General features: G+C 46.1%; 21 protein-coding genes. All 21 read left to right on the forward strand.

From position 1 onward, the window contains the following. Nucleotides 1-41: 41 nt before the first annotated feature. A complete protein-coding gene (locus BM607_RS08150) occupies nt 42-1,148 on the forward strand; it encodes a FimV/HubP family polar landmark protein (protein ID WP_071938722.1) in 1,107 nt (368 codons plus the stop codon). A 181-nt stretch (nt 1,149-1,329) separates the two neighbouring features. Beyond that, nucleotides 1,330-1,542, forward strand: a complete 213-nt coding sequence (rpmE, locus tag BM607_RS08155) for a 50S ribosomal protein L31 (protein ID WP_006083277.1) — start codon at nt 1,330-1,332, stop codon at nt 1,540-1,542. A 536-nt stretch (nt 1,543-2,078) separates the two neighbouring features. Further along, the gene (locus tag BM607_RS08160; protein ID WP_071938721.1) at nt 2,079-3,323 is read left to right on the forward strand and encodes a malic enzyme-like NAD(P)-binding protein; all 1,245 of its coding nucleotides are present in this window, start codon (nt 2,079-2,081) and stop codon (nt 3,321-3,323) included. 185 nt (nt 3,324-3,508) lie between these two features. Further along, nucleotides 3,509-5,452: an RNase E specificity factor CsrD gene (gene csrD / locus BM607_RS08165; RefSeq protein WP_071938720.1), complete on the forward strand. Its 1,944-nt coding sequence runs from the start codon at nt 3,509-3,511 to the stop codon at nt 5,450-5,452. Nucleotides 5,453-5,697: 245 nt separating this feature from the next. After that, a complete protein-coding gene (locus tag BM607_RS08170) occupies nt 5,698-6,576 on the forward strand; it encodes a hypothetical protein (RefSeq protein ID WP_063883333.1) in 879 nt (292 codons plus the stop codon). After that, a complete protein-coding gene (locus BM607_RS08175) occupies nt 6,573-7,175 on the forward strand; it encodes a hypothetical protein (protein ID WP_006083273.1) in 603 nt (200 codons plus the stop codon). The genes BM607_RS08170 and BM607_RS08175 overlap by 4 nt, the downstream gene beginning before the upstream one ends. Further along, nucleotides 7,172-7,822 carry an MSHA biogenesis protein MshJ gene (locus tag BM607_RS08180; RefSeq protein WP_071938719.1) on the forward strand — a complete coding sequence of 217 codons (651 nt, stop codon included), beginning with the start codon at nt 7,172-7,174 and terminating at the stop codon, nt 7,820-7,822. The genes BM607_RS08175 and BM607_RS08180 overlap by 4 nt, the downstream gene beginning before the upstream one ends. Then, the gene (locus BM607_RS08185) at nt 7,809-8,129 is read left to right on the forward strand and encodes an MSHA biogenesis protein MshK (RefSeq protein WP_071938718.1); all 321 of its coding nucleotides are present in this window, start codon (nt 7,809-7,811) and stop codon (nt 8,127-8,129) included. The genes BM607_RS08180 and BM607_RS08185 overlap by 14 nt, the downstream gene beginning before the upstream one ends. Before the next feature lie 14 nt (nt 8,130-8,143). Next, nucleotides 8,144-9,823 (forward strand): pilus (MSHA type) biogenesis protein MshL, encoded by a 1,680-nt coding sequence (gene mshL, locus BM607_RS08190; protein WP_011847946.1) that lies wholly within the window; start codon nt 8,144-8,146, stop codon nt 9,821-9,823. Between the two features lie 6 nt (nt 9,824-9,829). Then, a complete protein-coding gene (locus BM607_RS08195) occupies nt 9,830-10,738 on the forward strand; it encodes an AAA family ATPase (RefSeq protein WP_071938717.1) in 909 nt (302 codons plus the stop codon). Continuing rightward, the gene (locus tag BM607_RS08200) at nt 10,735-12,087 is read left to right on the forward strand and encodes a tetratricopeptide repeat protein (protein WP_071938716.1); all 1,353 of its coding nucleotides are present in this window, start codon (nt 10,735-10,737) and stop codon (nt 12,085-12,087) included. The genes BM607_RS08195 and BM607_RS08200 overlap by 4 nt, the downstream gene beginning before the upstream one ends. After that, a complete protein-coding gene (locus tag BM607_RS08205) occupies nt 12,084-13,844 on the forward strand; it encodes a GspE/PulE family protein (RefSeq protein WP_006087049.1) in 1,761 nt (586 codons plus the stop codon). Before BM607_RS08200 ends, BM607_RS08205 begins: the two co-directional genes overlap by 4 nt. Nucleotides 13,845-13,846: 2 nt before the next feature. Beyond that, complete coding sequence (locus BM607_RS08210; protein WP_071938715.1) at nt 13,847-15,067, forward strand: type II secretion system F family protein; 1,221 nt, start codon at nt 13,847-13,849, stop codon at nt 15,065-15,067. A 50-nt stretch (nt 15,068-15,117) separates the two neighbouring features. After that, the gene (locus BM607_RS08215) at nt 15,118-15,612 is read left to right on the forward strand and encodes a hypothetical protein (RefSeq protein ID WP_011847941.1); all 495 of its coding nucleotides are present in this window, start codon (nt 15,118-15,120) and stop codon (nt 15,610-15,612) included. A 75-nt stretch (nt 15,613-15,687) separates the two neighbouring features. Continuing rightward, entirely contained in the window at nt 15,688-16,305 is a 618-nt protein-coding gene (locus BM607_RS08220; protein ID WP_071938714.1) for a prepilin-type N-terminal cleavage/methylation domain-containing protein, read from the forward strand. A 111-nt stretch (nt 16,306-16,416) separates the two neighbouring features. Beyond that, on the forward strand, nt 16,417-16,935 hold the full coding sequence (locus BM607_RS08225; RefSeq protein WP_071938713.1) for a type II secretion system protein: 519 nt from the start codon (nt 16,417-16,419) through the stop codon (nt 16,933-16,935). A gap of 171 nt (nt 16,936-17,106) precedes the next feature. Then, the gene (locus BM607_RS08230; protein WP_071938712.1) at nt 17,107-17,595 is read left to right on the forward strand and encodes a type II secretion system protein; all 489 of its coding nucleotides are present in this window, start codon (nt 17,107-17,109) and stop codon (nt 17,593-17,595) included. Further along, nucleotides 17,585-18,139, forward strand: a complete 555-nt coding sequence (locus tag BM607_RS08235; RefSeq protein WP_071938711.1) for a type II secretion system protein — start codon at nt 17,585-17,587, stop codon at nt 18,137-18,139. The genes BM607_RS08230 and BM607_RS08235 overlap by 11 nt, the downstream gene beginning before the upstream one ends. Next, complete coding sequence (locus BM607_RS08240; protein WP_071938710.1) at nt 18,139-18,987, forward strand: type II secretion system protein; 849 nt, start codon at nt 18,139-18,141, stop codon at nt 18,985-18,987. The genes BM607_RS08235 and BM607_RS08240 overlap by 1 nt, the downstream gene beginning before the upstream one ends. After that, nucleotides 18,977-19,456, forward strand: a complete 480-nt coding sequence (locus BM607_RS08245) for an MSHA biogenesis protein MshP (RefSeq protein WP_071938709.1) — start codon at nt 18,977-18,979, stop codon at nt 19,454-19,456. Before BM607_RS08240 ends, BM607_RS08245 begins: the two co-directional genes overlap by 11 nt. Further along, entirely contained in the window at nt 19,446-24,068 is a 4,623-nt protein-coding gene (locus BM607_RS08250; RefSeq protein WP_071938708.1) for a DUF6701 domain-containing protein, read from the forward strand. Before BM607_RS08245 ends, BM607_RS08250 begins: the two co-directional genes overlap by 11 nt. Nucleotides 24,069-24,218 lie beyond the last annotated feature (150 nt).

The raw sequence follows: 24,218 nt of genomic DNA on the forward strand, positions 1-24,218 counted from the left end.
GCCCTAATGATGGTTTACCAAGGATAGTTGAGAGTAAATAAATGGCTAATATAGTGAAATCATTAGGTCTACTCGCGTTAGTGTGTAGCGCACCTAGCATGGCACAAGTCTCCCATGTGAGCGTTAACAGCCGTATGTTTGAGTTAGGTGGTTATCCTAAACTCAGGGTGAATGTGATTGCGGACAATCAAGACATGTCGCGCTTAGAGTTTGTAGTGCAGCAAGCCGGCAGCGAAGAAAAGTTAATGGTTGAGGAGCTTAATCGCTTTTTAGTTTTGCTCACGGGTGTTGAAGATGTAAAAGATGACAACGCTAAACTCTTAGTGAGGGAGTATCGACTCGACCGTTGGTATGAGGTCAAAAGTATCAATCTATTTGGTGAGGCTAAGCCAACATCGGCCGCGCTAACCGCAAAAGCGGCATCGGGCAGTAAAAATACGACGACAGCGCTGGTGCAAAAGCGTGCGGATAAAGTGAATGCTCAATCTGTAAAAGTGGCCGCTGAATCCACGCGAGAGTTGGAGGCTAAGCCTGCGACGGCAGTTATCGCGGCTGCAAATACTCATGTAGATACTCATGTAAATACTAAGCCCACAGTGCCAGCGCCTGAAGTCGTGACTGGCTTTAAATTCCCTGAAGCAGTGAATGAGCAAAATACACAGGTTGCCGAGGTAGAGCCTGTGGTTAAAACCTCTGAACCTGTTGCTGTTAAAACAACACCTGTTGAAACTGTGATGTCTGAATCTGTTGCCGTTAAAACAATGCCTGTTGAAACTGTAGTACCTGAGACTGTTATGTCTGAAGTCGTAGCTACAGAAACTGCGAAGACAACACATAGCGAACTCAAGGCGAATGCTGCTGAAACGTCCCCAACAGCTTCGCAGATACCTGAACATTGTCAGTTAACTTATCTTGCTGGTGAGACCTTGTGGCGTATCGCGAATCGCTATGCCAACGATTGGGACGTGAGTGTTTATGGCGCTATGCTGGCGATCTACGAGGCGAATCCAGCGGCGTTCTCAAAAAATAAAATCAACGCACTCAAGAGTAATGCGGCTCTGTCCTGTCCTTCAAAAATGATTTTGGCACAGCATGCTAACGCCAAAGAGGCGCAGGCGATGTTTGAAGCTAAAGAGGCGGGAAAATGAAGCGGCGAACTAAAGTTAAAATAGACGCAGAATAACCGTCAAACGCTCAGATAATCTACTTGTATCCCTTGTGGGTATGCTGTACCATTCTGCGCCCTAAACATATTGTTATTAACATGCATGTGGTGTCCGACTACGGGTTGGAAGAGCGACATGGCCTTACACTTTTGAGGTAACCCCAATGAAACCAGGTATCCACCCAAAATACGCTATCATCACTGCAAACTGTACTTGTGGTAACGTTATCAAAGTAAACTCTACTGCTGGTAAAGATCTGCATTTAGACGTATGTGGTGCATGTCACCCATTCTACACTGGTACACAAAAAGTTGTTGATACAGGCGGTCGTATCGACAAATTCAACAAGCGCTTCGCAGTGCTTGCAAAGAAATAATTGCGATTGCAATGTTTCTAGAAAAGGCGCCTATGGCGCCTTTTTGCTTTCTATCATTTGCCGAACCGCTTTATTTACGCCTATCTTAATACTTATGTTAAATCCCCCATCTGGTACGACTTCACTCAATTAATCGTCAACTTATTGCGTATTGCGAGTTCAAGTATGTAATTCGACTTATTTATAGCAATTAACTATAAGATAAATATGCTAGCCGCTATATATTGTAATTTAACCAACATTTTTGAGATTAACGCGCTACAACTAGCGCTATAACTACAAAATATATGTTTGTTTCCTACAAAATATATTAAGAAATGTAGCTTTATTATAGGAGATAAGTTTATAAAACTAAGCTTAGAGGGTCTATTTGCAGGCTAAAGTGAAATTTCTGAATCTCTTATTTAAAAATTCCCCTTATTGGCGTATCTTACCCCGACCAGCCAGACTGTTAACATCACCCTTTGGTGAGACTAGATGTGTGTTGGTAGGCCTTACTCTCATAAATTATAAATGTCGCATTTCAGGATTTTAAAATGTCAGATATTCGTCAACAAGCACTCGATTATCATGAATTTCCAATACCAGGCAAAACCGCAGTTTGCCTTACCAAACCTGCCGAAACGAGTCACGATCTCGCCCTAGCTTATAGCCCTGGTGTGGCTGAGCCTGTGCGTGAAATCGCGGCTAATCCTGACAATGCGTATCGTTATACCAATAAAGGTAATACGGTTGCCGTGATTACTAATGGTACGGCGATCTTAGGTTTAGGCAATTTAGGCCCCTTGGCTTCTAAACCTGTGATGGAAGGCAAAGCATTATTATTCAAGCATTTTGCAAATATCGATTCGACTGATATTGAGATCACCCACAATACGCCTGAAGAATTTATCAATACAGTTGCAGCGATTGCTGACACTTTTGGTGGTATCAATCTTGAAGATATTAAAGCGCCCGAATGCTTTGTTATCGAACGTGAATTGATTGCCCGTTGTAAAGTGCCGGTATTCCATGACGATCAGCACGGCACCGCAATTGTGACTGCGGCAGGTATGATTAATGCGCTGGAAATTCAAGGCAAGTTGATCAGCGACGCAACGTTTGTGTGTATGGGCGCCGGTGCTGCTGCCATTGCTTGTATGACTATGCTGGTCAAATGTGGTGCGAATCGCGCTAACATTTATATGCTAGACACTAAAGGTGTTATTCATTCTGGCCGTACGGATCTTAATGAATATAAAGCGCTATTTGCGAATGATACCGATAAACGCACGCTTCTTGATGTTATTAAAGGCGCAGACGTGTTTTTAGGCCTATCAGGTCCTGACGTGATTGGTGCAGAAGAAGTTGCGCTGATGGCTGATAAGCCGGTGATTTTTGCTTGTTCTAACCCAGATCCTGAAATCAAACCGGCACTGGCTCACGCAACGCGTAGCGATTTGATCATGGGTACCGGTCGCAGCGATTATCCAAACCAAGTGAATAACGTATTGTGTTTCCCGTTTATTTTCCGTGGTGCCTTGGATGTGCGTGCGTCATGCATTAATGATGAGATGAAAATCGCCGCGGTTCATGCCATTGCTGCACTGGCAAAAGAGTCTGTGCCTGCGAGTGTATTAAAGGCTTATCCTAATGTGACTTCACTGAGTTTTGGCCCCGAATACGTGCTGCCAAAACCTATGGACCCACGTTTATTGCCTAATGTTGCCCGTGCGGTTGCACAGGCGGCTATCGACTCAGGTGTTGCTGCTATCCCTACTTTACCTAAATACGCCGACTAGGCTAAAAGTGGTAAAAACATCGAAAAGAGGCTAATTAGCCTCTTTTTTGTTTTTAAGTGGACATTAAAGTCACAGCGTCTTGGTTGCCTTTTAGGTTATGCTACTGAATAATCAACGGACAACTTTGTTGTACTCCTGTTAAAATCGCACAAATAATTATAATAATCCTGCAGGATAGCGGATAGATGAAATTCACCCGAATGTTAACTACAAAATTAACCAGCTTTTGGTTAATGTCATTAGCAGCTATTGCCTTCGTATTTTTGCTGAGCGCTATGATGAGTTTCGTGCAGCTGACCTATAAATTTCAGCAGCAAAAAGTCGCCGAACTCGAAACTATGTTAGTGGACCAATATCAACACCAACCCGATTGGGATTTGGAGGCTTGGCTGCCGCCCATGCTGCTCGCCTACAATGCTGTTGATTTTCGGCTGACCTTGAAAGATGAAGTGATCTTTGCCTATGAAGGCAATCTCACTACGCAAAATGCCATGGTGTATGACCATGTGTTAGATCCAAAATCTGGTCTGCGCATGCAGCTGACTTTGACTCAACCCTTCGAGCATTACACTTTTAGTTGGTATGAAATCCTGATCCTGTTGGTCGGTGTGTTAGCTGTGGCTGCCTTAGTGCGTTTTGGCTATTTATGGTTTTCCCAGCAATTGGATGGCATTGAAGAATTAGCCTTACGCAGTCGATTGATTCTGCAAGGTAAGCACGAGCAAGCACTCGCGACTCCCGGAAATGGCAAGCCAAGGCTGATTAACCGTGCTTTGACCAAGTTGTTAGAAGAATTACAAGACGCACAAAAAGAGCGCGGTCGTTTTGACAAGTTCATTCGTTCTAATACTTTTCTCGATGCGGAAACGCGCATTGGTAATCGACTTTTCTTAAATAACCGTCTCGACGCCCTTAGCCATAATCAGGCGATGCTCGCCCATGGGGTGATTTATTTATTAGAGATGGATGATCTGGATTTACTGCAGCAATCCCAAGGTGAAGCGGTAACCAAAGAGTTATTAAACTCGACTGTTAACGCGATAAGCCAATTACTGCAAACCCAAGCCAACAGTATTTTTGCCCGTCGTTCCCACAATCAATTTGCCATAGTCGTGCCGCAAATCTCGTTAATCGAAGCCGACCAATTTGCCAGTAAGTTGCTTAAGATATGTTTGAGCCAGCCGTTACCCGAAGTCGAGAATACCGATAACTTTTTCCACCTCGGATGCGCTTATTTTACCGCGGGCGACAATGCAGCGCAGTTAATTGAAGAAGCCGATATGGCTTTGAGGGCGGCACAATTACAGGGTAACAGTAATTGGTTTATGTACGACAAAGGCGCGATTGATGAAGAGTTTGCTAAAGGCTCGGTGCGTTGGCGTAGCTTTTTAGAAAACGCATTAGTGCAAAGGCGATTCTTCCCCTTTAGCCAGCCGATAATTGATTCAGATGGTAATGAGCACCATAAAGAGATATTTACTCGGGCGCGGGATAATCAAGGAGCGTTAATTCGTGCCACACTGTTTATTCCAATGGCGAATAAATGTGGTTTAATGCCGCAAGTCGAACGGCAAATTATTGAGCGGGTATTATTGTTACTGTCGAATGAATTATCGGACGGCGTGTCGAATACTCAAAAAAATAAGAAATCAGCGCCACAGATATACAGTATTAATCTGAGTTTGGATTCGCTAATGAGTCGAGCTTTTACCCAATGGCTAAAAACGACGCTGTTAGAATATCGCCATCTGACCACGCGACTGATTTTCGAAGTGTCGGAAGATATTGTTATTCAACATCAAGAAAAGTTACAGCCTAAATTAGATATGATCCGTAAAATGGGCGCGAGATTATGCGTCGATCATGTAGGCCAGCAGGTCGTTGGCACTTACTATATTCGTGAATGTCATTTTGATTTAATTAAGCTACATAGATCGATTGTGCGGCATATTCATTTACGCCCAGAAAACCAATTATTCATTCGTAGCTTGATTGGCGGTTTGTATCGAACGGAAGTGCAAGTTTGTGCCGAAGGGATTGAAGTCTTCGAAGAATGGCAGACACTGCAAATCCTCGGCGTTGGCGCAGCACAGGGAATGTATTTCAGTGAACCCATTGAAGCTAAGTAAGGCAAGTGCGGTATTTGGGTGACTAATGTCGTCTTAGAGACAAATAGATCCTATTATTCACGTATTTATCTATAAAATACGAGTATTTGCAGCTAAACTATTCAGTGCCAAAATAATGACGTTTGCCGTTTAAATTAGGTATAAAGCAGCTCATAGGGCAAGGAACACTGGAGAGTGGAGTAACAGGAAGTTTAAGCATAAGAGACTACTCACGCTTTTAAATTCAGTTGGTTACAGGCATCTTTATGGAAAAAAGTCTTATAGGTCGACTCGCCTTTTGGCAGAAAAGAACGGATCCGACTAGCCTTGGCGTCTATGTTTGTGCCGATAAATTATGGGTTTACGCACCTGCTCAAGGAGATAGTGCTGAGCAGTGGTTACCGTTTGAGCTTAAAGATGAACACTGGTCATCGGCGTTTGCTGCCGTCGCTAAATCCTTCCCTAATGCCCAGTTACAACTGATTTTGGCTTCAGGGCTTTATCAATTACTGCTGACCGATAAACCCAATGTCGATACTGTCGAATTATCCCAAGCCTTGCTGTGGTCAATTAAAGACATGGTTACGCTACCTGTGCCGCAAATCCATTTAGACTATTTCGAGTCACCCATTCCCAGTAATAAAATCAATGTGGTAGTGGTCGATAAAGCTAAACTCGTGAGTATGGTACAGGTCATTCATGAACAAAATTTACAACTTATCGGTATCAGTATCGAAGAGTTAGCCATGACCAACTTATTTGGTGATGACAACCAAGCTCGTCTGGTGGTCAGCCATATTCCAGGGCAAGAGTTGTTATTGACTGTGGTTAAGCAAGGTCAGCTGTATATGCAGCGGCGTGTGCGCGGATTTGCTCAGCTGGATAAGACCCAAGCCGATGAGTTAACTTATGGCATGGCAGACAATTTAAGTTTAGAAATTCAGCGCTCTATGGATTACTTTGAAAGCCAGTTAAGGCAAGCTCCGGTATCTTCTATTGAACTTCTCGCTGATGGTGCCGTGGATACTTTAGCTAAGCTAGTGTCGGCAAACTTTAATCAAGCTGTGAATGTCATCGATAAAAGCTGTGTTGGCGCGCGAATGGCGGGATTAGCCTTCGCCGAATTTTCCAGAGGTGCTGAGTGATTAAATACCGAGTCAATCTCTACACTCCTTCCTTACTTCCGCCGAAGCAGAGATTAACCTTTGCACGTTTGGGGGCTTATGCTGCGGGATTTTTGGTCCTATTTGCGGCTTTAGGCGGTTATAGCTACTGGCAAGTCAGTGAGCTGCAACAGGCTCAGCAATTGGCTGCTCAGCAAAAGCTGCAATTCGATACCCAAAAACAGGCATTAGAAGCACAAATTGCCGCGCGTAAACCCGATGCCGATCTCGTTGCGCGAGTGGATTTAGCGGCACAACAGTTAGAGCTGAAGCAGTTACTCATGGGTGAATTGAGCCTTAGGGCCTCTCTAACCAGCCGAGGTTTTGCGCCTGTACTTAAAGATTTAGCGGTCGTGTCGGATGCTAGCGTGTGGCTTAGTCATATCGTCATTAATGAGCAAGATTTTATGTTCGAAGGTTTTGCCGACCATCCCCAAAGCATTCCGCAGTGGATTGGCAAACTTAAGACTACGCAGACTTTAAAGGGGCAAGCTTTCTCGTCGATGAGCATGGATCGCGGTGAAGATAAACCTTTGGCCTTTACCTTGAAGAGCGATAACAAGGAGGAGGCCGCGCAATGAAGCAAAAGTTAGCCCAACTAGGACAACAGTTTGATGCGTTAAGTCGCCGTGAGCGAGTGCTGATCTCAGTCGCCATTCTGGCCGTGGTCGGTATGCTGAGTTATTTACCCTTAGAGTCTTTGTGGAAAACCCATGTGGCGTTGTCACAACAGCTAAAAGCCTTAGAGCAGGAAAACGCGATTTCGGCCCAGCAGGTTGACTTGTATCAGCAACGTTTAGCCTTGGATCCCAATCAAGATTACCAACAGCGTTTAGTCTTGTTAGAGCAACAGAATCAAGCCTTAGATGCCCAGCTCAATGAGCAGATGGTGGATATGGTGCCGGCAGACTATATGCCAGAGCTGCTGGGTAATTTACTGGGACAAGTGCAAGGGATTAAATTAATTAAGTTTATGTCGATAGCACCTATTCCCCTGTTAGCTGTGGGTGACGAGAAGAAACTCAATCTGTATAGCCATGGTATTCGTATGAGCTTAGAGGGCGATTATTTCTCTGTGTTGCGCTTTGTGGAAGCCGTAGAGGCCATGCCAGATAAACTTTATTGGAAGCGTCTCGACTATAAAGTTGCAGAATATCCCCAAGCGACAGTAGAGATTGAACTTTATACCTTGAGTATTAATAAGGACTTTATCAGTGTCTCTAAATAAGTCTTATATTATCAGTGTGTTGTTATTGGTCAGCAGCCCTATGGCGTCTGCTGAATCACTGCGCGACCCTACCTTGCCCGGTAAAGGTTTTGCTGTGGTGGGTCATGCGAGTCAAGCGCAGGCTCAGGCAATGGTACTTAACAGTATAGTGAGTTCAGGCAACACGGCTTATGCTGTGATAAATAACAAGATATTGTCGGTTGGCGACAGCATTGAGGGGCTGAGTATTGTCAAGATAACCCCCGCTTATGTGTCGCTGTCCGATGGACGGAAATTGACATTGTTTCAAGCAATAACAGAGAGATAGGGAATACACCTCAGATGAAAGCGATTAAATACTTTACACCTCTGCTCTCACTTTGCCTTGTGGCGTGTCAGACCACAAATAGGCCACAGCCGGAGGCGAGTAAGGCGGAATTAGCGGCCTCAATGGCGACGGCTACGGCATCAACGACGCCACCGCCTGCGACTATGCCGGATGCGGTTCAGCGAGAATTGAATTCGGGCGCTTTACTGTCAGGCTTAACCCCTGCGCTGGAAACTGAGCGTCGTTTCGATGTCTCTGCTCATGATGTGGATGCTAAAGTATTTTTTCCAAGCTTAGTCCAAGGTACGCCGCTGAGTGTTGCCGTGCATCCTGATGTGCAAGGTACGATTTCGCTATCTCTTAAAGGTGTAACCTTAAGCGAAGCGATTCAAGTGGTTGAAGATATCTACGGTTACGAAGTGAGCCGTGAAGGGCGTATTCTAAGAGTGTTCCCCGCTGGAATGCGTACTGAGACTTTCCCGCTGAATTATCTTTATATGGAGCGCGACGGCTTATCAGTGACCTCAGTGAGTTCTGGACGCATTTCCGATAGCAATAATTCCAATAGTAATTCGAGCAATAACAACTCAAATAACAGTGGTTCGAGTAATAATAATTCCAACAGCAGTAATGGTAGTAACTCCAGCAGCAATGGCAGCAGCGATAGCAGTAACGGTACCTTTATCCGCTCGCGCACTAAGACTGATTTTTGGGGCGAGCTAAAAGAAACGCTGACGGCGATTATTGGTGACACAGGTAATGGGCGGCAAGTGGTGGTCACACCGCAGGCGGGTTTAGTGACCATTCGTGCTTTCCCAAGTGAATTACGCCAAGTTCGCACTTTCTTAAATTCTGCCGAGAGTCATCTGCAGCGCCAAGTGATCTTGGAGGCTAAGATCATCGAAGTCACTTTATCTGATGGCTATCAGCAGGGCATCCAATGGGACAATGTGCTTGGTCATGTTGGCAATACGAATGTGAATTTTGGGACTTCGAAAGGCCCTGGTTTAAGCGATAAAATCACCTCGGCGATTGGTGGCGTGACCTCGCTGAGCATTAAAGGCTCCGACTTTACGACCATGATCAATCTGTTAGATACCCAAGGCGATGTGGATGTATTGTCTAGCCCAAGGGTGACTGCATCGAATAACCAAAAAGCGGTGATTAAAGTCGGTACTGATGAGTACTTTGTCACTGACGTTTCATCGACGACAGTTGGTGGCACGCCACCTGTGACCACACCACAAGTCGAGCTGACGCCGTTTTTCTCAGGCATTGCCTTAGATGTCACGCCGCAAATTGATAGTGACGGCAATGTGTTATTGCACGTGCATCCATCCGTTATCGATGTGAAAGAGCAGACTAAAGACATCAAAGTGAGTGACGCTTCGTTGGAGCTACCTTTAGCACAGAGTGAAATTCGCGAGTCTGATACCGTTATCCGCGCCGCTTCCGGTGACGTGGTCATCATCGGTGGCTTGATGAAGAGTGAAAGCATTGAAGTGGTATCGCAAGTGCCCTTGTTGGGTGATATTCCCTACCTCGGTGAATTGTTTAAAAACCGTAGCAAGCAAAAGAAAAAAACCGAGTTGATTATTCTGTTAAAACCTACGGTAGTTGGCGTCGATACTTGGAAAACTGAGCTACAACGTTCTAAGACCTTATTAGATCGTTGGTATCCGGAGACAAAGTAAGCTTCTATGTATCAGAAGCATTTTGGCTTAAACCAAGCCCCATTTTCATTGACACCTAATACCGGATTTTTTTTCGGCCTATCGCCACACGTAGAAGCCTTGCAAGTGTTGCAAACTGCGCTACAAACGGGCGAAGGTTTTATCAAGGTGACAGGGGAAGTGGGGACTGGTAAAACTCTGATTTGCCGTAAGCTTATCAATGAATTACCGACTAAGTTCCATTGCGCCTATTTACCCAATCCTTACCTCACGCCTGCAGAGTTACGCTGGGCGGTGGCGAGTGAGTTAGGCCTTAAATACGCCAGTAATATCGACCAGCAGCAGCTCACTGGACTTATCCAGCAGCAGCTTTTAGCATTGAGCGCCCATGGTCACGCCATTGTATTAGTGCTCGATGAAGCGCAGGCATTGCCGGACGACAGTTTAGAGGCGCTGCGGTTATTCACTAATCTCGAAACCGAGACGCGTAAGTTATTGCAGGTGGTGTTATTTGGGCAACCCGAACTTGATGTAAGACTTAAACGCCAAGAATTCAGGCAATTAAGACAACGTATTACTTTTAGCTACAACCTTCGCCCACTGACATGGGATGAAACCGATGCTTATATTCGTCACAGATTAGCCATAGCAGGGCGTGCGGGCGAACCACTCTTTACATCACGGGAAACACGCCAGATTGCCTATGCGTCCCGAGGGATCCCCAGATTGATCAATATTCTTGCCCATAAAGCCTTGTTACTGAGTTTCGGCGAGGGCGCTACGCGTGTGCAAACCTCCCACGTTAAAGCGGCGATTCAAGACACTGAAGATGCGAGTGTTCGTCGGTTATTGTCGTGGAAATGGCTACCTTTTTTCACTCTGATAACTGTGGTGTTCGGTTTGGGATTACAACACGTTTTGAGGAGTGTTGTATGAGCGTGATCAACAAGATGCTGCAGGATCTCGACAAACGTCAGCAGGGGCATGAACTCAGCAATGTGGCTCAGCCGCAGGTGCAATATTTAGCTCGCAGGCGTTCATCATCTCACTGGCTGCTGCTCTGTGGTGTGTCACTGCTACTCGGTGGCGGCGCGGTTTATGGCTGGCAATTTTTCATGGCAAAGCCTGCAGAAGCGACAGCTTCATCTCAAGCGCAGGAACAACATACATTAACCGCCCAAACTGAGTCTGTGCGGATCGACAGTGTTGCCTCAAAAGAGTCTTCACCTAACGTCGATGCCGCTGCTGAACCATTGAAGCTTGCGACGACACAGAAGATTGCGGCAGCGATGACAGCGAATAGTGAAGAGTTTGAACCAAGTGCCACCGAAGTGGCATCGAGTCAGGCACCAGAATTGGGAACCGCAAAAGAAGCTGAGCATGAGCAACAAGCTCAGTCTCAGTCGCAACCCCAACAAAAACCACAAGCAGACGTGAGCCTTGCACTCGCAGATGACAAGGTCGATACGGTAAGCGAGCCAAGCCATTCGCAGCTAAATCGTGCGACGTCGAGTGTGCGTAGCGCCGAGGTCACTGTAGCTGCGCCCTTTGCGTTAATGATGTCGGAGCGGGCCAGTGTGGCCGCCGATAATGAAGGTAACGCGAGTAATGGGCTTAACGTACAAGAATTTAAAGCGGATACGGGGACTCATCAACTCGCGCCCAAAGAACAAGGGCAAATGGCGATTACTGAGGTGAAGTTAACGCCAAAGCAGCTGGCAAAGAAGCGGTTCACGCTAGCGAGCGAGGCAGAAAGGGATGGCAAGCTCAAAGATGCCATTAGTTATTATGAGCAAACATTAGCGCTTGAACCCAACATGCACGAAGCGCGCAAGCAATTGGCTGCGCTGCATTATGGCCAAGGTCAATTAGCCAAAGCCAGTGAAGTGTTACAGCAAGGCATGCTGTTATTCCCACAGCAGTTAGACTTTGCCTTATTGCTCGCTCGGGTTCAGCAAGCCGCTGGTCAGGCTGATCTCGCATTAGTGACGTTAGCTAACATACCTGATACGCATCCGCTGGCGAGACAAAAGTGGATGGCACAATCGGATCTGGCGCAAAAGCTAGGGCAGTTTTCCGTGTCGGAACAAGCCTACAGGCAGTTATTACAACAAGAACCTCAACAGGCTAAATGGTGGATGGGGCTGGCCTATGCGCTTGATTCGCAGCAGCAATTTACCCAAGCACGCCAAGCCTATCGGACTGCATTAGGCCACAGAGGCTTATCGGCGCAGGCGAGTGCCTTTATCGAACAACGTTTGACTCAGCTAGGAGATAGCCAATGAAACCCAGATTAAAAATGCGTTTGGGCGATCTGTTAGTTCAAGAAGCCATTATTACCGAAGCGCAGTTGCAACAGGCGTTAGGCGAGCAGCGCAATACGGGCAAAAAACTGGGCCGTACCCTCATTGATTTGCAATCGATTACTGAGCATCAGTTGCTGCAGTTCTTGTCGCAACAATTGAATGTGCCTTTGCTTGATATCAGTAAAATGCCAATCCCAGCGGAAGTCGTGCATCTTATTCCTGAGGTGCAAGCCCGACGTTTCCGCGCTTTAGCGGTTGAAGACAGGGGCGATAGCGTACTGGTAGCTATGAGTGATCCAGCCGATTTGCAGGCGCTCGATCACCTCGAAATGCTTATCGCACCTAAGCGTTTGAAGTTAGCGGTAGCGCCCGAGCAGCAACTGCTACAAGCGTTTGATAACTTATATCGCCGTACAGACCAAATTGCTCAGATCGCCGGTAAGCTCGAAGAAGAATACGCCGCCGATGAGATGTTCGATTTAGCCAGCCTGACTTCTGGCGACAGTGACAATGAAACCACAGTGGTTAAGTTACTGCAGTCGATTTTTGAGGATGCAGTGCAAATGCGCGCTTCGGATATTCATATCGAACCCGGTGATAAAGCCCTACGTATTCGCCAGCGTATCGATGGTCAGTTACACGAAACGATTCTGAATGAAGTTAATATTGCCGCGGCTTTAGTGTTGCGACTTAAGTTGATGGCGGGTCTCGATATTTCTGAAAAACGTTTGCCGCAGGATGGCCGTTTTCATATGGAAATTAAAGGTCACCATATCGATGTGCGTATGTCGACCATGCCGATTTACCACGGTGAATCTGTGGTAATGCGTTTACTCGACCAATCGGCGGGGTTATTGACCCTAAACGAAACTGGTATGCCACCCGCAATTTTGGCGCGTATTCGTAAACAGATTAAACGCCCCCACGGCATGTTGTTGGTCACTGGTCCCACGGGTAGCGGTAAAACCACCACTTTGTACGGTATTTTGAGCGAGCTCAATACCGCCGACCGTAAGATCATCACGGTGGAAGATCCGGTCGAGTATCAATTGCCACGGATCAACCAAGTACAAGTTAACCATAAGATTGGCTTGAACTTTTCCAACGTATTGCGCACCACCTTACGTCAAGACCCCGATATCATCATGGTAGGGGAAATGCGTGACCAAGAAACCGTGGAGATTGGTCTGAGGGGCGCATTGACGGGTCACTTTGTGCTATCAACCTTGCATACTAACGATGCGGTCACCAGTGCGCTGCGTTTACTCGATATGGGCGCTGCGAGTTATTTAGTTGCCAGTGCCTTAAGGGTGATTATTGCCCAGCGTTTAGTGCGCCGCGTTTGCCATAACTGTGGCGTTGAGTATCAGCCGACACCGCAGGAAAAAGCTTGGCTGAGTAGTGTGAGTCGTAAAGATTTTAGCCATGCAAACTTTAGAATCGGTACCGGTTGCCAGAGTTGTAACGGCAGTGGTTATCGTGGCCGTATTGGTATTTTTGAGATCCTCGAGCTCGACGAAAAGATGATCGATGCGATGCGTACCGGTAATCCGCAGGATTTCGCCAGAGCCGCGTTGCAGAGCCCTAACTTTACCCCGCTCGCCGAGTCAGCGTTGCAATATTTGAGCGAAGGCATGACGACCATTGAAGAGGTGGCTAAGCTGGTAGAGGACGTGAGTGAATCTCAGATACCTTTGTCGAAGGATATTATTAGCCAACAAGGCGTTGAGGCGTAATTATGCCGATTTATCAATACCGTGGACGCAGTGGTCAAGGTCAATCCGTTACGGGGCAGTTGGATGCCGCGTCGGAAAGTGCTGCCGCTGACATGCTATTGGCGCGGGGGATTATTCCCCTCGAAGTCAAAGTCGCTAAAGTGGTTAAGTCATTCTCACTGACCCAGCTGTTTGGCGGTAAAGTCGCGTTAGAAGAATTACAGATTTTTACTCGGCAAATGTATTCTCTGACTCGTTCTGGCATCCCGATTTTACGGGCGATTGCGGGTTTGTCTGAAACGGCACATTCCCAGCGGATGAAAGATGCGCTCAACGATATTTCTGAGCAGCTCACCGCAGGACGGCCCTTGTCATCATCCATGAATCAACATCCCGATGTATTTGATTCCTTGTTTGTTTCTATGGTGCACGTGGGAGAAAACACCGGTAAGTTAGAAGATGCCTTTATTCAGCTGTCGGGTTATATCGAGCGTGAGCAGGAAACGCGGCGACGAATTAAATCGGCCATGCGTTATCCCATGTTTGTATTGATTTCGATTGCACTCGCTATGGTGATCCTCAATATCATGGTGATCCCTAAGTTCGCCGAGATGTTTTCCCGCTTTGGCGCCGACTTACCTTGGGCGACAAAAGTGTTGATAGGTACATCGAATCTGTTTGTGAATTATTGGGCGCTGATGTTGGTGGCGCTGATTGGCACTATCATTGGCATCCGTTATTGGCACCATACGGAAAAGGGCGAGAAACAGTGGGATAAGTGGAAATTGCACATCCCCGCCGTAGGATCGATTATCGAGCGTTCGACGTTAGCCCGTTATTGTCGCAGTTTCTCTATGATGCTGAGCGCTGGCGTGCCTATGACACAAGCCCTAAGTTTAGTGGCTGATGCGGTAGATAATGCCTATATGCACGACAAAATAGTCGGTATGCGCCGTGGAATTGAGTCTGGTGACTCTATGCTAAGGGTATCGAATCAGAGTAAGTTATTTACGCCGTTGGTGCTGCAAATGGTGGCAGTGGGTGAAGAGACGGGGCAAATCGATCAATTACTCAATGATGCGGCAGACTTCTATGAGGGCGAAGTAGACTATGATTTAAAGAACCTCACCGCTAAATTGGAGCCTATTTTGATCGGTTTTGTGGCCATGATTGTACTCGTGTTGGCCTTAGGGATATACCTGCCCATGTGGGATATGCTTAATGTGGTCAAGGGCGGTAAATAATCGATATGGATAATGTTTATCTTCTATCTTATGTGTGGGGCTGAGGCTAAATGCAGACTCAGCAAAAGGCAGAAAGCGATCTATTACGCATCTATGGGCGTATGATAACCATAGGGTTAGTGTTGGTTATCATGGCGGTGATTGGAGCTAAGTACTTTTTTACCCTACCGCAAATTGCGGCCCGTGGATTAGAAGTAGATCATGCGCGTTTTTTAAATGTACTGGTGATGGCGCGCTCCCAATGGTTATCTTTGGGCAAGCCGCCACAATTGCAGTTGAATTGGGAGGCGTTTGACAATTCCGCCAAGGAAACTGAGCCAAGTGTCGTTGATGTGAATGGTTTAGGTTGGCCGCAACCTAAACAGTTAAACGGCCAAGGTTGCCAAGATTTGTGGCAACAACTTATGGGCGCAGAAGTGGATAACGCAGGGCTGGTTGCTGATTACTTAGTTAAGGATAACAGCTGTCACTATCGGTCACACAATGGCGATAGTTTAGGCTATCAACTGAACTCTGGCAGGGTCATTTTTTTAACTGCACCGTAAAATATTGTTAACTCAATGGCTTTTTAAAATTGATTTAGCTGTTAGAATAAAATTTCTTAGGTATGGGGCATATATATGAAAACTAAGCAAACAGGTTTCTCATTAATAGAGCTAGTGATTGTGATTGTGATTTTAGGGCTACTCGCCGCAACCGCGATCCCACGATTTTTAAATGTCACCGATGATGCTGAAGATGCCAGTGTTGACGGTGTCGCCGGTGGTTTATCGACTGCCGTTAGCTTTGTGCGTTCGCAGTGGGAAGTTGATGGGCGCCAAAATAGCAGCGTGATCCTCGACGGTACGTCAGTTTCGCTCGATCCACGTTTTGGTTATCCTACAGGGACTTCCGTGACGGATGTGACTGCGATGACGGATGCGAGTTGCCAACAAGTATTTAATACCGTGCTGCAGAGCGCTCCTCGTAATGTGCTCTACACTCAAGATGCGCGTAATCAACGTTATACCGTGCGTGTGATTGATGGCGCAGGTGGCAGTGCTAATTCGATTACAGGCACTGTCGTTGCTGGTTTAGATTTATGTGTTTATCACCAAGTGGCTTCACTGGTGCTAAATCAAACAACTGGCGTACCGACTCCTACACCGGATTTATCAACAGCTGGTGCGAAAGGAATCGTGTATAACCCTGGTACTGGTAGAGTGTTAAGCTTTACTCAAACACCATTTGTGCCATAGGCTGTAATTAACAGTTTTATTTTGTTCATGTTTTAAGTAGCTTAGTTCAGAAGTGACTTAACTTAATCAGTACTCACACGAGTACTCACTTATAAAGAAAGGTAGTTTGATATGAAAAGACAACAAGGTTTTACCTTAATTGAATTAGTCGTAGTGATCATTATCTTAGGTATTCTTGCTGTCACAGCGGCACCTAAGTTTATTAACCTGCAAGGTGATGCGCGTGTTTCTGCACTGAATGGCTTAAAAGCATCAATTCAAGGTGCAAATAGCTTAGTTTATTCAAAAGCTGCGTTAGCTGGTGAAGAAAAAAAAGCATTTGATGCAACAATTCCTCCTTCTGTAGATATAGGTACCGGTACCCCAGCGGTTACACATTTTGGTTATTTACAAGCTGACGAAGCAGAGCTTGAAAATGCTATCGATATTTCTTTCGATGCAGGAACCAGTGCTACAGATCCAACAGTTGTTACTAGCACTGGTGCAGATTGGATTATATTTGAAGGCACTGGTATTGTGACTATGTGGCAAAAAGGTGCTCCAGCAGAATGTCGTATCACCTATGAACAAGCTACGAGTGCGACAGTAGCTCCTGTTTTATCCGCAGTTCCTGATGCTTCAGATTGTTAATATTAGTTAAATAAAAGGCCTGCCTAGCAGGCTTTTTTTTTAGGTAAAATGTGGTTCTTACATGATTTTAAAGAAATGAGCCTGCCAATAATTTACCGACATTTATTTGCGTTAATCATACCGTTGGCAGAAACTGAACTTAGTACTTGAAATCAGCAATTAACCCGAGCGATGCTTAACTTCTCTATGTCAAAACAGGCCGGATTTACCTTAGTAGAATTAGTGACGACCATCATCTTGATTTCAATTCTTGCTGTGGTTGTACTGCCTCGCCTATTTACCCAGTCTTCCTACAGTGCCTATAGCCTACGTAACGAGTTCATTAGCGAGCTGCGTCAAGTACAGCAAAAAGCGCTCAATAATACTGACAGGTGTTTTCGTGTAACCGTCTCTGGCACTGGTTACCAAGTGAGTCAATTCTCTGCCCGAAATGGGGCGGTTTGTTCTGGTACTGCATTATCGCCAAACCCGCTTTATAGCCAAGCTTTTCAAGGTGGTGCTCAATTAGTGCTAGTAAGTACTAACAGCAGCAACTTCAGCCTCGATTTCGATATCGATGGTAGCACTTCGTTGGCTTGTAATGGGCCATGCATTAATGTGATTGCTAATGACACTGTGATGATTAATGTCTCCAGCGAGGGTTATATTTATGCGAATTAATCCTCTACTGTTTTTAATAAAAAAATCAATAAAAGTATCCAAAAAAGCCAAACCACAGCAGGGTTTTACCCTTATCGAATTAGTGATTGGCATGCTGGTGATTGGCATTGCGATAGTGATGCTAACCAGCATGTTATTTCCCCAAGCAGATCGTGCGGCCAGCACCTTACATAGAGTACGCAGTGCTGAGCTTGCCCATTCGGTGATGAATGAAATATGGGGCAAGCGTTATGATCAAAACACTAATGCCAATGGTGGAACGCCGGCCTGTGGTAGTCCGCTAGGAAGCAATTGTTCCACTTCCTTGGGTCCAGAGGTGGGTGAGAGTCGTAACAGCTTTAACGATGTGGACGATTACAACGGTTTAAATGAAACAGCGACTATGCTCAACTCAACCCAAACCTATGCCGCTGCTTATCCTAACTATCGTTTAAGTGTCACAGTTGCCTATGGTACAGCGCCCAATACTAAGCTAGTCACGATTAATGTGACGACGCCGGACAATGAAGTGATCACTTACAATCTGGTGAGGAGCAATTACTAATGGGCTCTTTTTCAGCAAAGCGTATGCAAACATCCACACGAGGTTTTACCTTAGTCGAGATGGTCACAGTTATCTTGATTCTGGGGATTCTTGTGGTCGGGGTGAGCAGTTTTATTATTTTTGGTACGCGGATTTTTGTGGAGTCGAGTTCAGTCGATCAGGTACTAAGCCAGAGCCGTTTTGCCGTTGAGCGAATGACCCGTGAGCTGCGTAGTGCTTTGCCTAATAGCGTGCGAGTTAATACCGATTCGCTGACCTATCAATGTATTGAGTTTGTGCCTATCGAAGCCAGCACGACTTATCTCACTATGCCAATACTCCCCGCAGCTGCCGCGAGTACTGGGATAGTTATTCTAGATAATACCGCGAGTGCGATTCACGTGAATCAATTCGCTTGGATCTATCCCTTGGTTGATGCCGATGTGTATAGCAGCGCGAGACAAAAACGGGCACAGGTTAAAACGATTGCTATCTCGGGTAATCAAGTGACACTGACTTTTACTGCGCCAACACGTTTTGCCGAAGCATCACCACGACAACGGATCTATTTTGGTTCGAGTCCTGTGAGTTATTGCTTTGAAAAGGGGGCAAGCGGTAATCATTTGCAAATAGTGCGTTATGCTGGTTATAACTTTAATACCGTTCAACCAAATCCAGCCACTATGGGCACGGGCGTGCTAATGGCGCAAAGTGTGGCGAATCGCCTCGATAATAGTAATGACTTGCCGTTGATCTTAACGCCATCGAGTCTAGTCAATAATGCTATGGTGCACTTGCAGCCAAGATTTAATGTTAATGGTGAGACGTTCCAATATCGACATCAAGTGCAGGTGATCAATGTTCCTTAATTCACATCGTCGCTCGGTAGGGCGTAACTCAGTATCCAGATCATCATTATCAAGATCAAAATTTTACGCTCTGCCTGTGCGGCAGCGTGGCAGTGCGTTAATCATTGGCGTGTTTGTGATTACCGTGATGTTTCTGCTGGCATCGGCACTGATCAATATTGTGGAAGACGGTGATGTTGGGCTCACCCAAGAAGTATGGGGGACGCGTGCTTTTGCCGCTGCAAACAGTGGCGCCGATGCCGCGCTGGCTAAGTTGTTTCCATTGAATGGTAACGCCGGAGCGTGTTTAGCATCGGATGTTTGGACACCGCCCGATGTAACTGGTTTTCATGCCTGTAGTGTGACGTTGACTTGTACTGCTTATATGGTAGGCGCAGTCACGCAATATCAGATCAGCAGTAAAGCGGTATGCGAAAGCGGCGAAACGCGCGTCAGTCGACAAGTTGAGGTAGAAGCCCGTGGGAATTAATCTTTTTCATCGTGCTATATTGGCAGTACTTATCTTGAGTTTCCCCTCAGCTGTGATGGCATTCGACCCTATTGACCAGAGTGTGATTTTTGCCAAGGTTGCTCAAGGGCATCATGGCGATAACTCTAACGTGTGCCATCAGATATCATCGCCACAGCTGATGATAAACGGTAATGGCATTATTAATGGTACTGGTGGTGCTGCATTAGATTATTGTTCGAGTAACGATGGTAGCGGGCTTGCTAATAACAGTTGTGATAACGGTTCTGGTGGAGTGCGAAAATGTACTATCGATGGCAGTGATATTCGAGGGTTAAAATTAACTGGGAGCAATGCTTTTTTATCGAGTAGTGGAACTGGTGGCGGTTATGGTTATTGTAATAGTGGCGAGCAATTAACGCTTGGTGGTAATGGCCAAAGTCAGTTTGACAATGTTTCGCTTTATTCTGCTTGTACTCTGACTTTATCGGCTACTCAAAATGAGTATCGATTCAATACTATCGCTATTGGGGGCGGGGCGACGCTCGTTTTACCCGAGGGGGACTATTGGGTAGATAGTTTTACCTTGAACCAAAATGCTAAGGTGATTTTGCAAGGTAATGTCCGCATTTTTACTAAACAGAAATTTGCGTTTAATGGCAGTAAATTCAATGAAAATAATACGGCTTCTGCCCTTATTTTCGGTTATAGCGATATTCAGCTAAATAGTGGCACTTTACTCAATGGACGAGTTTATAGCGATGCAACATTAACTATTAATGATAACTCGATTATCAATGGTCGTGTCACGAGTCGTTATTTAGTTATGAGTAGTGGCAGTATTAATGAAGATTTACCTGTTGCACCGCTGCAATTACAGTTTGGTAAAGCGACCACAACTTCAGTGACGTTTGCCAATGCTTTCCCTGTTGGCGTGAAACCACTTATTTTCCTTATGCCGACAATATCAACGGCGAATACTAGCAACGATGGACCTGCATCAACCTTTGTGTCATCTGTGACTAATACCGGATTTACTTGGGTGCAAAGTGAGCCAACGAGTCCTTCAAACCGCTATATTGCTTCGAATAGTATGCCGGAAGTGCATTGGATTGCTGTGACGGCAGGTTCTCATGTTTTATCCGATGGCAGTCAACTTGAGGCAGGTAGAATCTCTACTGTTAATGCATTGAACATGAGTAATTCTGCGTGGACGAGTGTGCCGCTTAATACCTCACTGAATGTCGTATTGAATCAGTTGCAGACGCGTAATAATTCTACCTGTTGGCTGACAAGCGTGGCACAGCTAAATTCGAGTGGTATTCAACTTAATTTAGATACCTCTGAAGTTCGCTCTGGGGGTCAATGTAAACCAGGTAATCTGCAAAGTTTACAATCAGAAACGATTGGTTATTTAGCGGTAAAATCCAGTGTTGGCACAGTCATACTGAATGGTGAGGATGTTCACTATCAATTCGGTACTGCACTTACCCACACTGGCGGGGGGAATACTAAAACGCTGGCTGAGCAATGTGCCTACAACACTAGTCTGACTGGATTTGTTAATCCCCCAACTTTAGTTGCGGGGAAAGATTCTCGTCGAGGTGGCGATGGTGGCTGGTTAAGACGTTGTAATCTGAGTGCAACTCAACTCAGCATGGTAAACGACGAGGATACCTATGGCGATAATGACCGTAGTCATCTTGCTGAAGACTATGGCTTTGTTGCACTGGAGAAAACCGCGCCTGTTTTACAATGTTTTAATGATAATTTTTCCCAAAGCACTTTGAGTAATGACTGGGTGGTTTCCCGCAGTAGTGGTTCGTTTACTCCTTCGGTTGTTAGTGGGCGTATGCGCTTAACAGAAGCGAAATCAGATCAGTCCACCGCCTCAACCTATCAAAGATTATTCCCTGCAGCCAAGAACTTAGTCGAGATCCAGTTTGATCATTATGCTTATGGTGGAAGTGGCGCCGACGGCATTGCGGTGGTGTTATCTGATGCTTCTATAACGCCGCAGCCCGGCGCCTTCGGTGGGCCGTTAGGTTATGGCTATAAACCCGGCATAAGCGGATTTGCTGGTGGTTGGTTGGGTATTGGGATCGATGAGTTTGGTAACTTCTCTGGCGAGGGTGGAGGTGGCAGTAAGGGTCAGCGTCGTCAGTCGGTTGTAGTTCGTGGTTCCGGTGCAGGCACATCAGGGTATAATTATTTACGTGGCACGTGTAACGATGGCAACAGTAATACCAGTGGCAACTGCTTATCTCCCACGGTCGATGGTAACAATGTTTCGCCAGCCCATAGATATAAAATCACTATAGACTCGCAGTTATCAGGCCAATCAGTGGTCAAGATTGAACGTAATACAGGGTCGGGGTTTGTCACCTTAATCCCCGCTTTTAATGCGATTGCACAATCAGGGCAGGCGGCGACTCCCAGTGACTTCTTGATGTCACTTACTGGATCTACTGGTGGCTCTAATAACAATCATGAAATTGATAACGTGCAAATTTGTGCCTTGAAATCCAACCCTATTGGCGCCCAAATCGATCATTTTGAGTTTGATCACACGGGTCAGGGATTAACCTGTAATCCCGAAACCGTGACGATTCGAGCCTGTGCCAACTCCAGTTGTAGCCAGCTCTTTACCGATCCTTTGACGGCGACCTTGTTACCCGAATCCGCCTCCGAAGGAATATGGGTTGGCGGTAATCAAGTGAGTTTCAGCGGTGGCACGGCGCAACTGCAACTGAGGCGAAATACACCCGGTGTAGTAACTTTAGGCGTGAAGGGCTCTAATCCCACCACTAAACCATTAAGCAAAACCCTTTGTAGAGTTGGCTCAGGATCCTTGAGCGAGAATGCTTGCTCACTGACTTTCGCCGACAGTGGCTTTATCTTCGACGTGCCCGATAAACTGGCCAATAAACCTATTAATGTGTTAGTCAAAGCGGTGAAAAAATCTGATGTGACGCAGCAGTGTGTCCCAAGCTTCCAAAGCCAGACCAAAACGCTGAATTTCTGGAGTAGTTACCAAACCCCAAGCGCGCCTATCTCGCCTAAAGCCGTCACCATCAACAATATGGCAATTGGCACCTCGAGTGCCTCGCCTACGGCGGTTAATCTGGTGTTTGATACCAACGGACAAGCAAGCATTGCAGTGAATTACCCCGATGCGGGCAAATTGCAACTCGATGCTAACTATGTCGGCAGTGGTAATGAGCAAGATCTCGTGATGATAGGCTCTGATCAGTTTGTCAGTGTGCCCGCAGGATTGTGTGTGAAACCTGTGGACGCCAGTGCCAGTTGCCCAAGTGCGAATATGAGTTGCAATGCTTACCGTAAAGCCGGACAAAGTTTCAGCATGACAGTACAAGCGATGGCATGGGAAAAAGACGGTGATACGGATTTTTGCACGGCCAATTTGCCTACGCCTAACTTTATTGATACGCAAATGAAGCTTACCAGTAAAGTGGTGGCGCCCAGCATCGCCAGTGGCGGCCATGATGGGGTATTAGGCGTGGCATCCTACAGTCACTCGGCGCAGGCCAATAATCTCAATACCATCAGTAATCAGACCATTAGCGAAGTCGGCGTGTTCCAAATTGCGGCGCTGGCGACTCCCAATTATTTAGGGACGGCAAGCAGCTTAAATATTCCAATTGGCTATTTAGCTAATATTGGCCGTTTTGTGCCCGATAGATTTTTAGTCAGTAACGTATCGGTCATACCTGCCTGTGGCAGCTTTAGCTATATGGATCAGCTGTTCCCTATGTCGATGAAGCTCAGTGCTTTAAATATCGCGGGGGATATAACGAAAAACTATTTCCCACCATTTTCCCTCGCCACTGCCAAATTAGTGGGAGAAAACAATAACAATGGGGTCGATTTACAGAGTCGCTTAAGTGCATTACCTATAAAGGCTGAAAGTTGGAGTCAAGGTGAGGCGACGGTCGATGGCACTTACCTTGCTAACTTTAGTCGGGTAACCCCAAATGTGGCGACGAATTTGTATCAGGATGGCCCTTTCGAGCTGCTTGATATTGGCGTGCAATTGATGGATAACGATCCTCATCCCAATAGCATCTATTCCTATGTCGCTTCGCCAGATATGGATGCGGCATCTACAGGTACTTGCACTAACTGTAATGCTAAGAAAATCAGCACTCAACCCCTTCGTCATGGCCGTATGGTGATGGATAACACCTATGGTCCTGAAACTGAAATACTGCGTATGCCGACTCGGGCTGAATATTGGAATGGTAGCAGTTGGGTATTGAATACCAACGATAGCTGCACCACCGCAGTGTATGGTTTGGGTTCGCTGGTTGATAATTCCGGCCTTGGCTACAATTTTGAGCCCGACTTAGTGGCGGGACAAGGTGTTACTCGTTCTGGCGGGACTGCAACATTCCAAGCTGGCCAATTTGAGTTGCTCTGGCAAGCGGTCACCTCAAGTGGCGTGCCATACCGCGGTCAAGTGACGGCGCCCTTGGATGTACCTCCATGGCTAGAATGGTACTGGAATTGGAATGGCGTATCACCAAGCGTTCTCACAGAACCGCGGGCGAGCGCGTATTTTGGTCGCTACCGAGGGCATGACAAAATTATCTATTGGCGTGAGGTAAACTAATCTGAGTTATTCCAGCTATTGAATCGAACTGAGCCTTTCGTATGAAATGCGCATCAGTTTCATTTATTGAAGGTCGATTGAAACCCTAGTGACAGTTTCTAAATGCAATTTCTTAGTTTGACATTTGTTGTTGGTTTGTATGTTTCTTCG

It is taken from the genome of Shewanella sp. SACH (genome assembly GCF_001887095.2).
GTDB classification, from domain to species: Bacteria; Pseudomonadota; Gammaproteobacteria; order Enterobacterales; family Shewanellaceae; genus Shewanella; species Shewanella baltica.

What these genes read in the sequence shown, in the direction of transcription:
- BM607_RS08150 (WP_071938722.1), top strand. Translation starts at nt 42, where the DNA reads ATGGCTAATATAGTGAAATCATTAGGTCTACTCGCGTTAGTGTGTAGC.
- rpmE (WP_006083277.1), top strand. Translation starts at nt 1,330, where the DNA reads ATGAAACCAGGTATCCACCCAAAATACGCTATCATCACTGCAAACTGT.
- BM607_RS08160 (WP_071938721.1), top strand. Translation starts at nt 2,079, where the DNA reads ATGTCAGATATTCGTCAACAAGCACTCGATTATCATGAATTTCCAATA.
- csrD (WP_071938720.1), top strand. Translation starts at nt 3,509, where the DNA reads ATGAAATTCACCCGAATGTTAACTACAAAATTAACCAGCTTTTGGTTA.
- BM607_RS08170 (WP_063883333.1), top strand. Translation starts at nt 5,698, where the DNA reads ATGGAAAAAAGTCTTATAGGTCGACTCGCCTTTTGGCAGAAAAGAACG.
- BM607_RS08180 (WP_071938719.1), top strand. Translation starts at nt 7,172, where the DNA reads ATGAAGCAAAAGTTAGCCCAACTAGGACAACAGTTTGATGCGTTAAGT.
- mshL (WP_011847946.1), top strand. Translation starts at nt 8,144, where the DNA reads ATGAAAGCGATTAAATACTTTACACCTCTGCTCTCACTTTGCCTTGTG.
- BM607_RS08195 (WP_071938717.1), top strand. Translation starts at nt 9,830, where the DNA reads ATGTATCAGAAGCATTTTGGCTTAAACCAAGCCCCATTTTCATTGACA.
- BM607_RS08200 (WP_071938716.1), top strand. Translation starts at nt 10,735, where the DNA reads ATGAGCGTGATCAACAAGATGCTGCAGGATCTCGACAAACGTCAGCAG.
- BM607_RS08205 (WP_006087049.1), top strand. Translation starts at nt 12,084, where the DNA reads ATGAAACCCAGATTAAAAATGCGTTTGGGCGATCTGTTAGTTCAAGAA.
- BM607_RS08210 (WP_071938715.1), top strand. Translation starts at nt 13,847, where the DNA reads ATGCCGATTTATCAATACCGTGGACGCAGTGGTCAAGGTCAATCCGTT.
- BM607_RS08215 (WP_011847941.1), top strand. Translation starts at nt 15,118, where the DNA reads ATGCAGACTCAGCAAAAGGCAGAAAGCGATCTATTACGCATCTATGGG.
- BM607_RS08220 (WP_071938714.1), top strand. Translation starts at nt 15,688, where the DNA reads ATGAAAACTAAGCAAACAGGTTTCTCATTAATAGAGCTAGTGATTGTG.
- BM607_RS08225 (WP_071938713.1), top strand. Translation starts at nt 16,417, where the DNA reads ATGAAAAGACAACAAGGTTTTACCTTAATTGAATTAGTCGTAGTGATC.
- BM607_RS08230 (WP_071938712.1), top strand. Translation starts at nt 17,107, where the DNA reads ATGCTTAACTTCTCTATGTCAAAACAGGCCGGATTTACCTTAGTAGAA.
- BM607_RS08235 (WP_071938711.1), top strand. Translation starts at nt 17,585, where the DNA reads ATGCGAATTAATCCTCTACTGTTTTTAATAAAAAAATCAATAAAAGTA.
- BM607_RS08240 (WP_071938710.1), top strand. Translation starts at nt 18,139, where the DNA reads ATGGGCTCTTTTTCAGCAAAGCGTATGCAAACATCCACACGAGGTTTT.
- BM607_RS08245 (WP_071938709.1), top strand. Translation starts at nt 18,977, where the DNA reads ATGTTCCTTAATTCACATCGTCGCTCGGTAGGGCGTAACTCAGTATCC.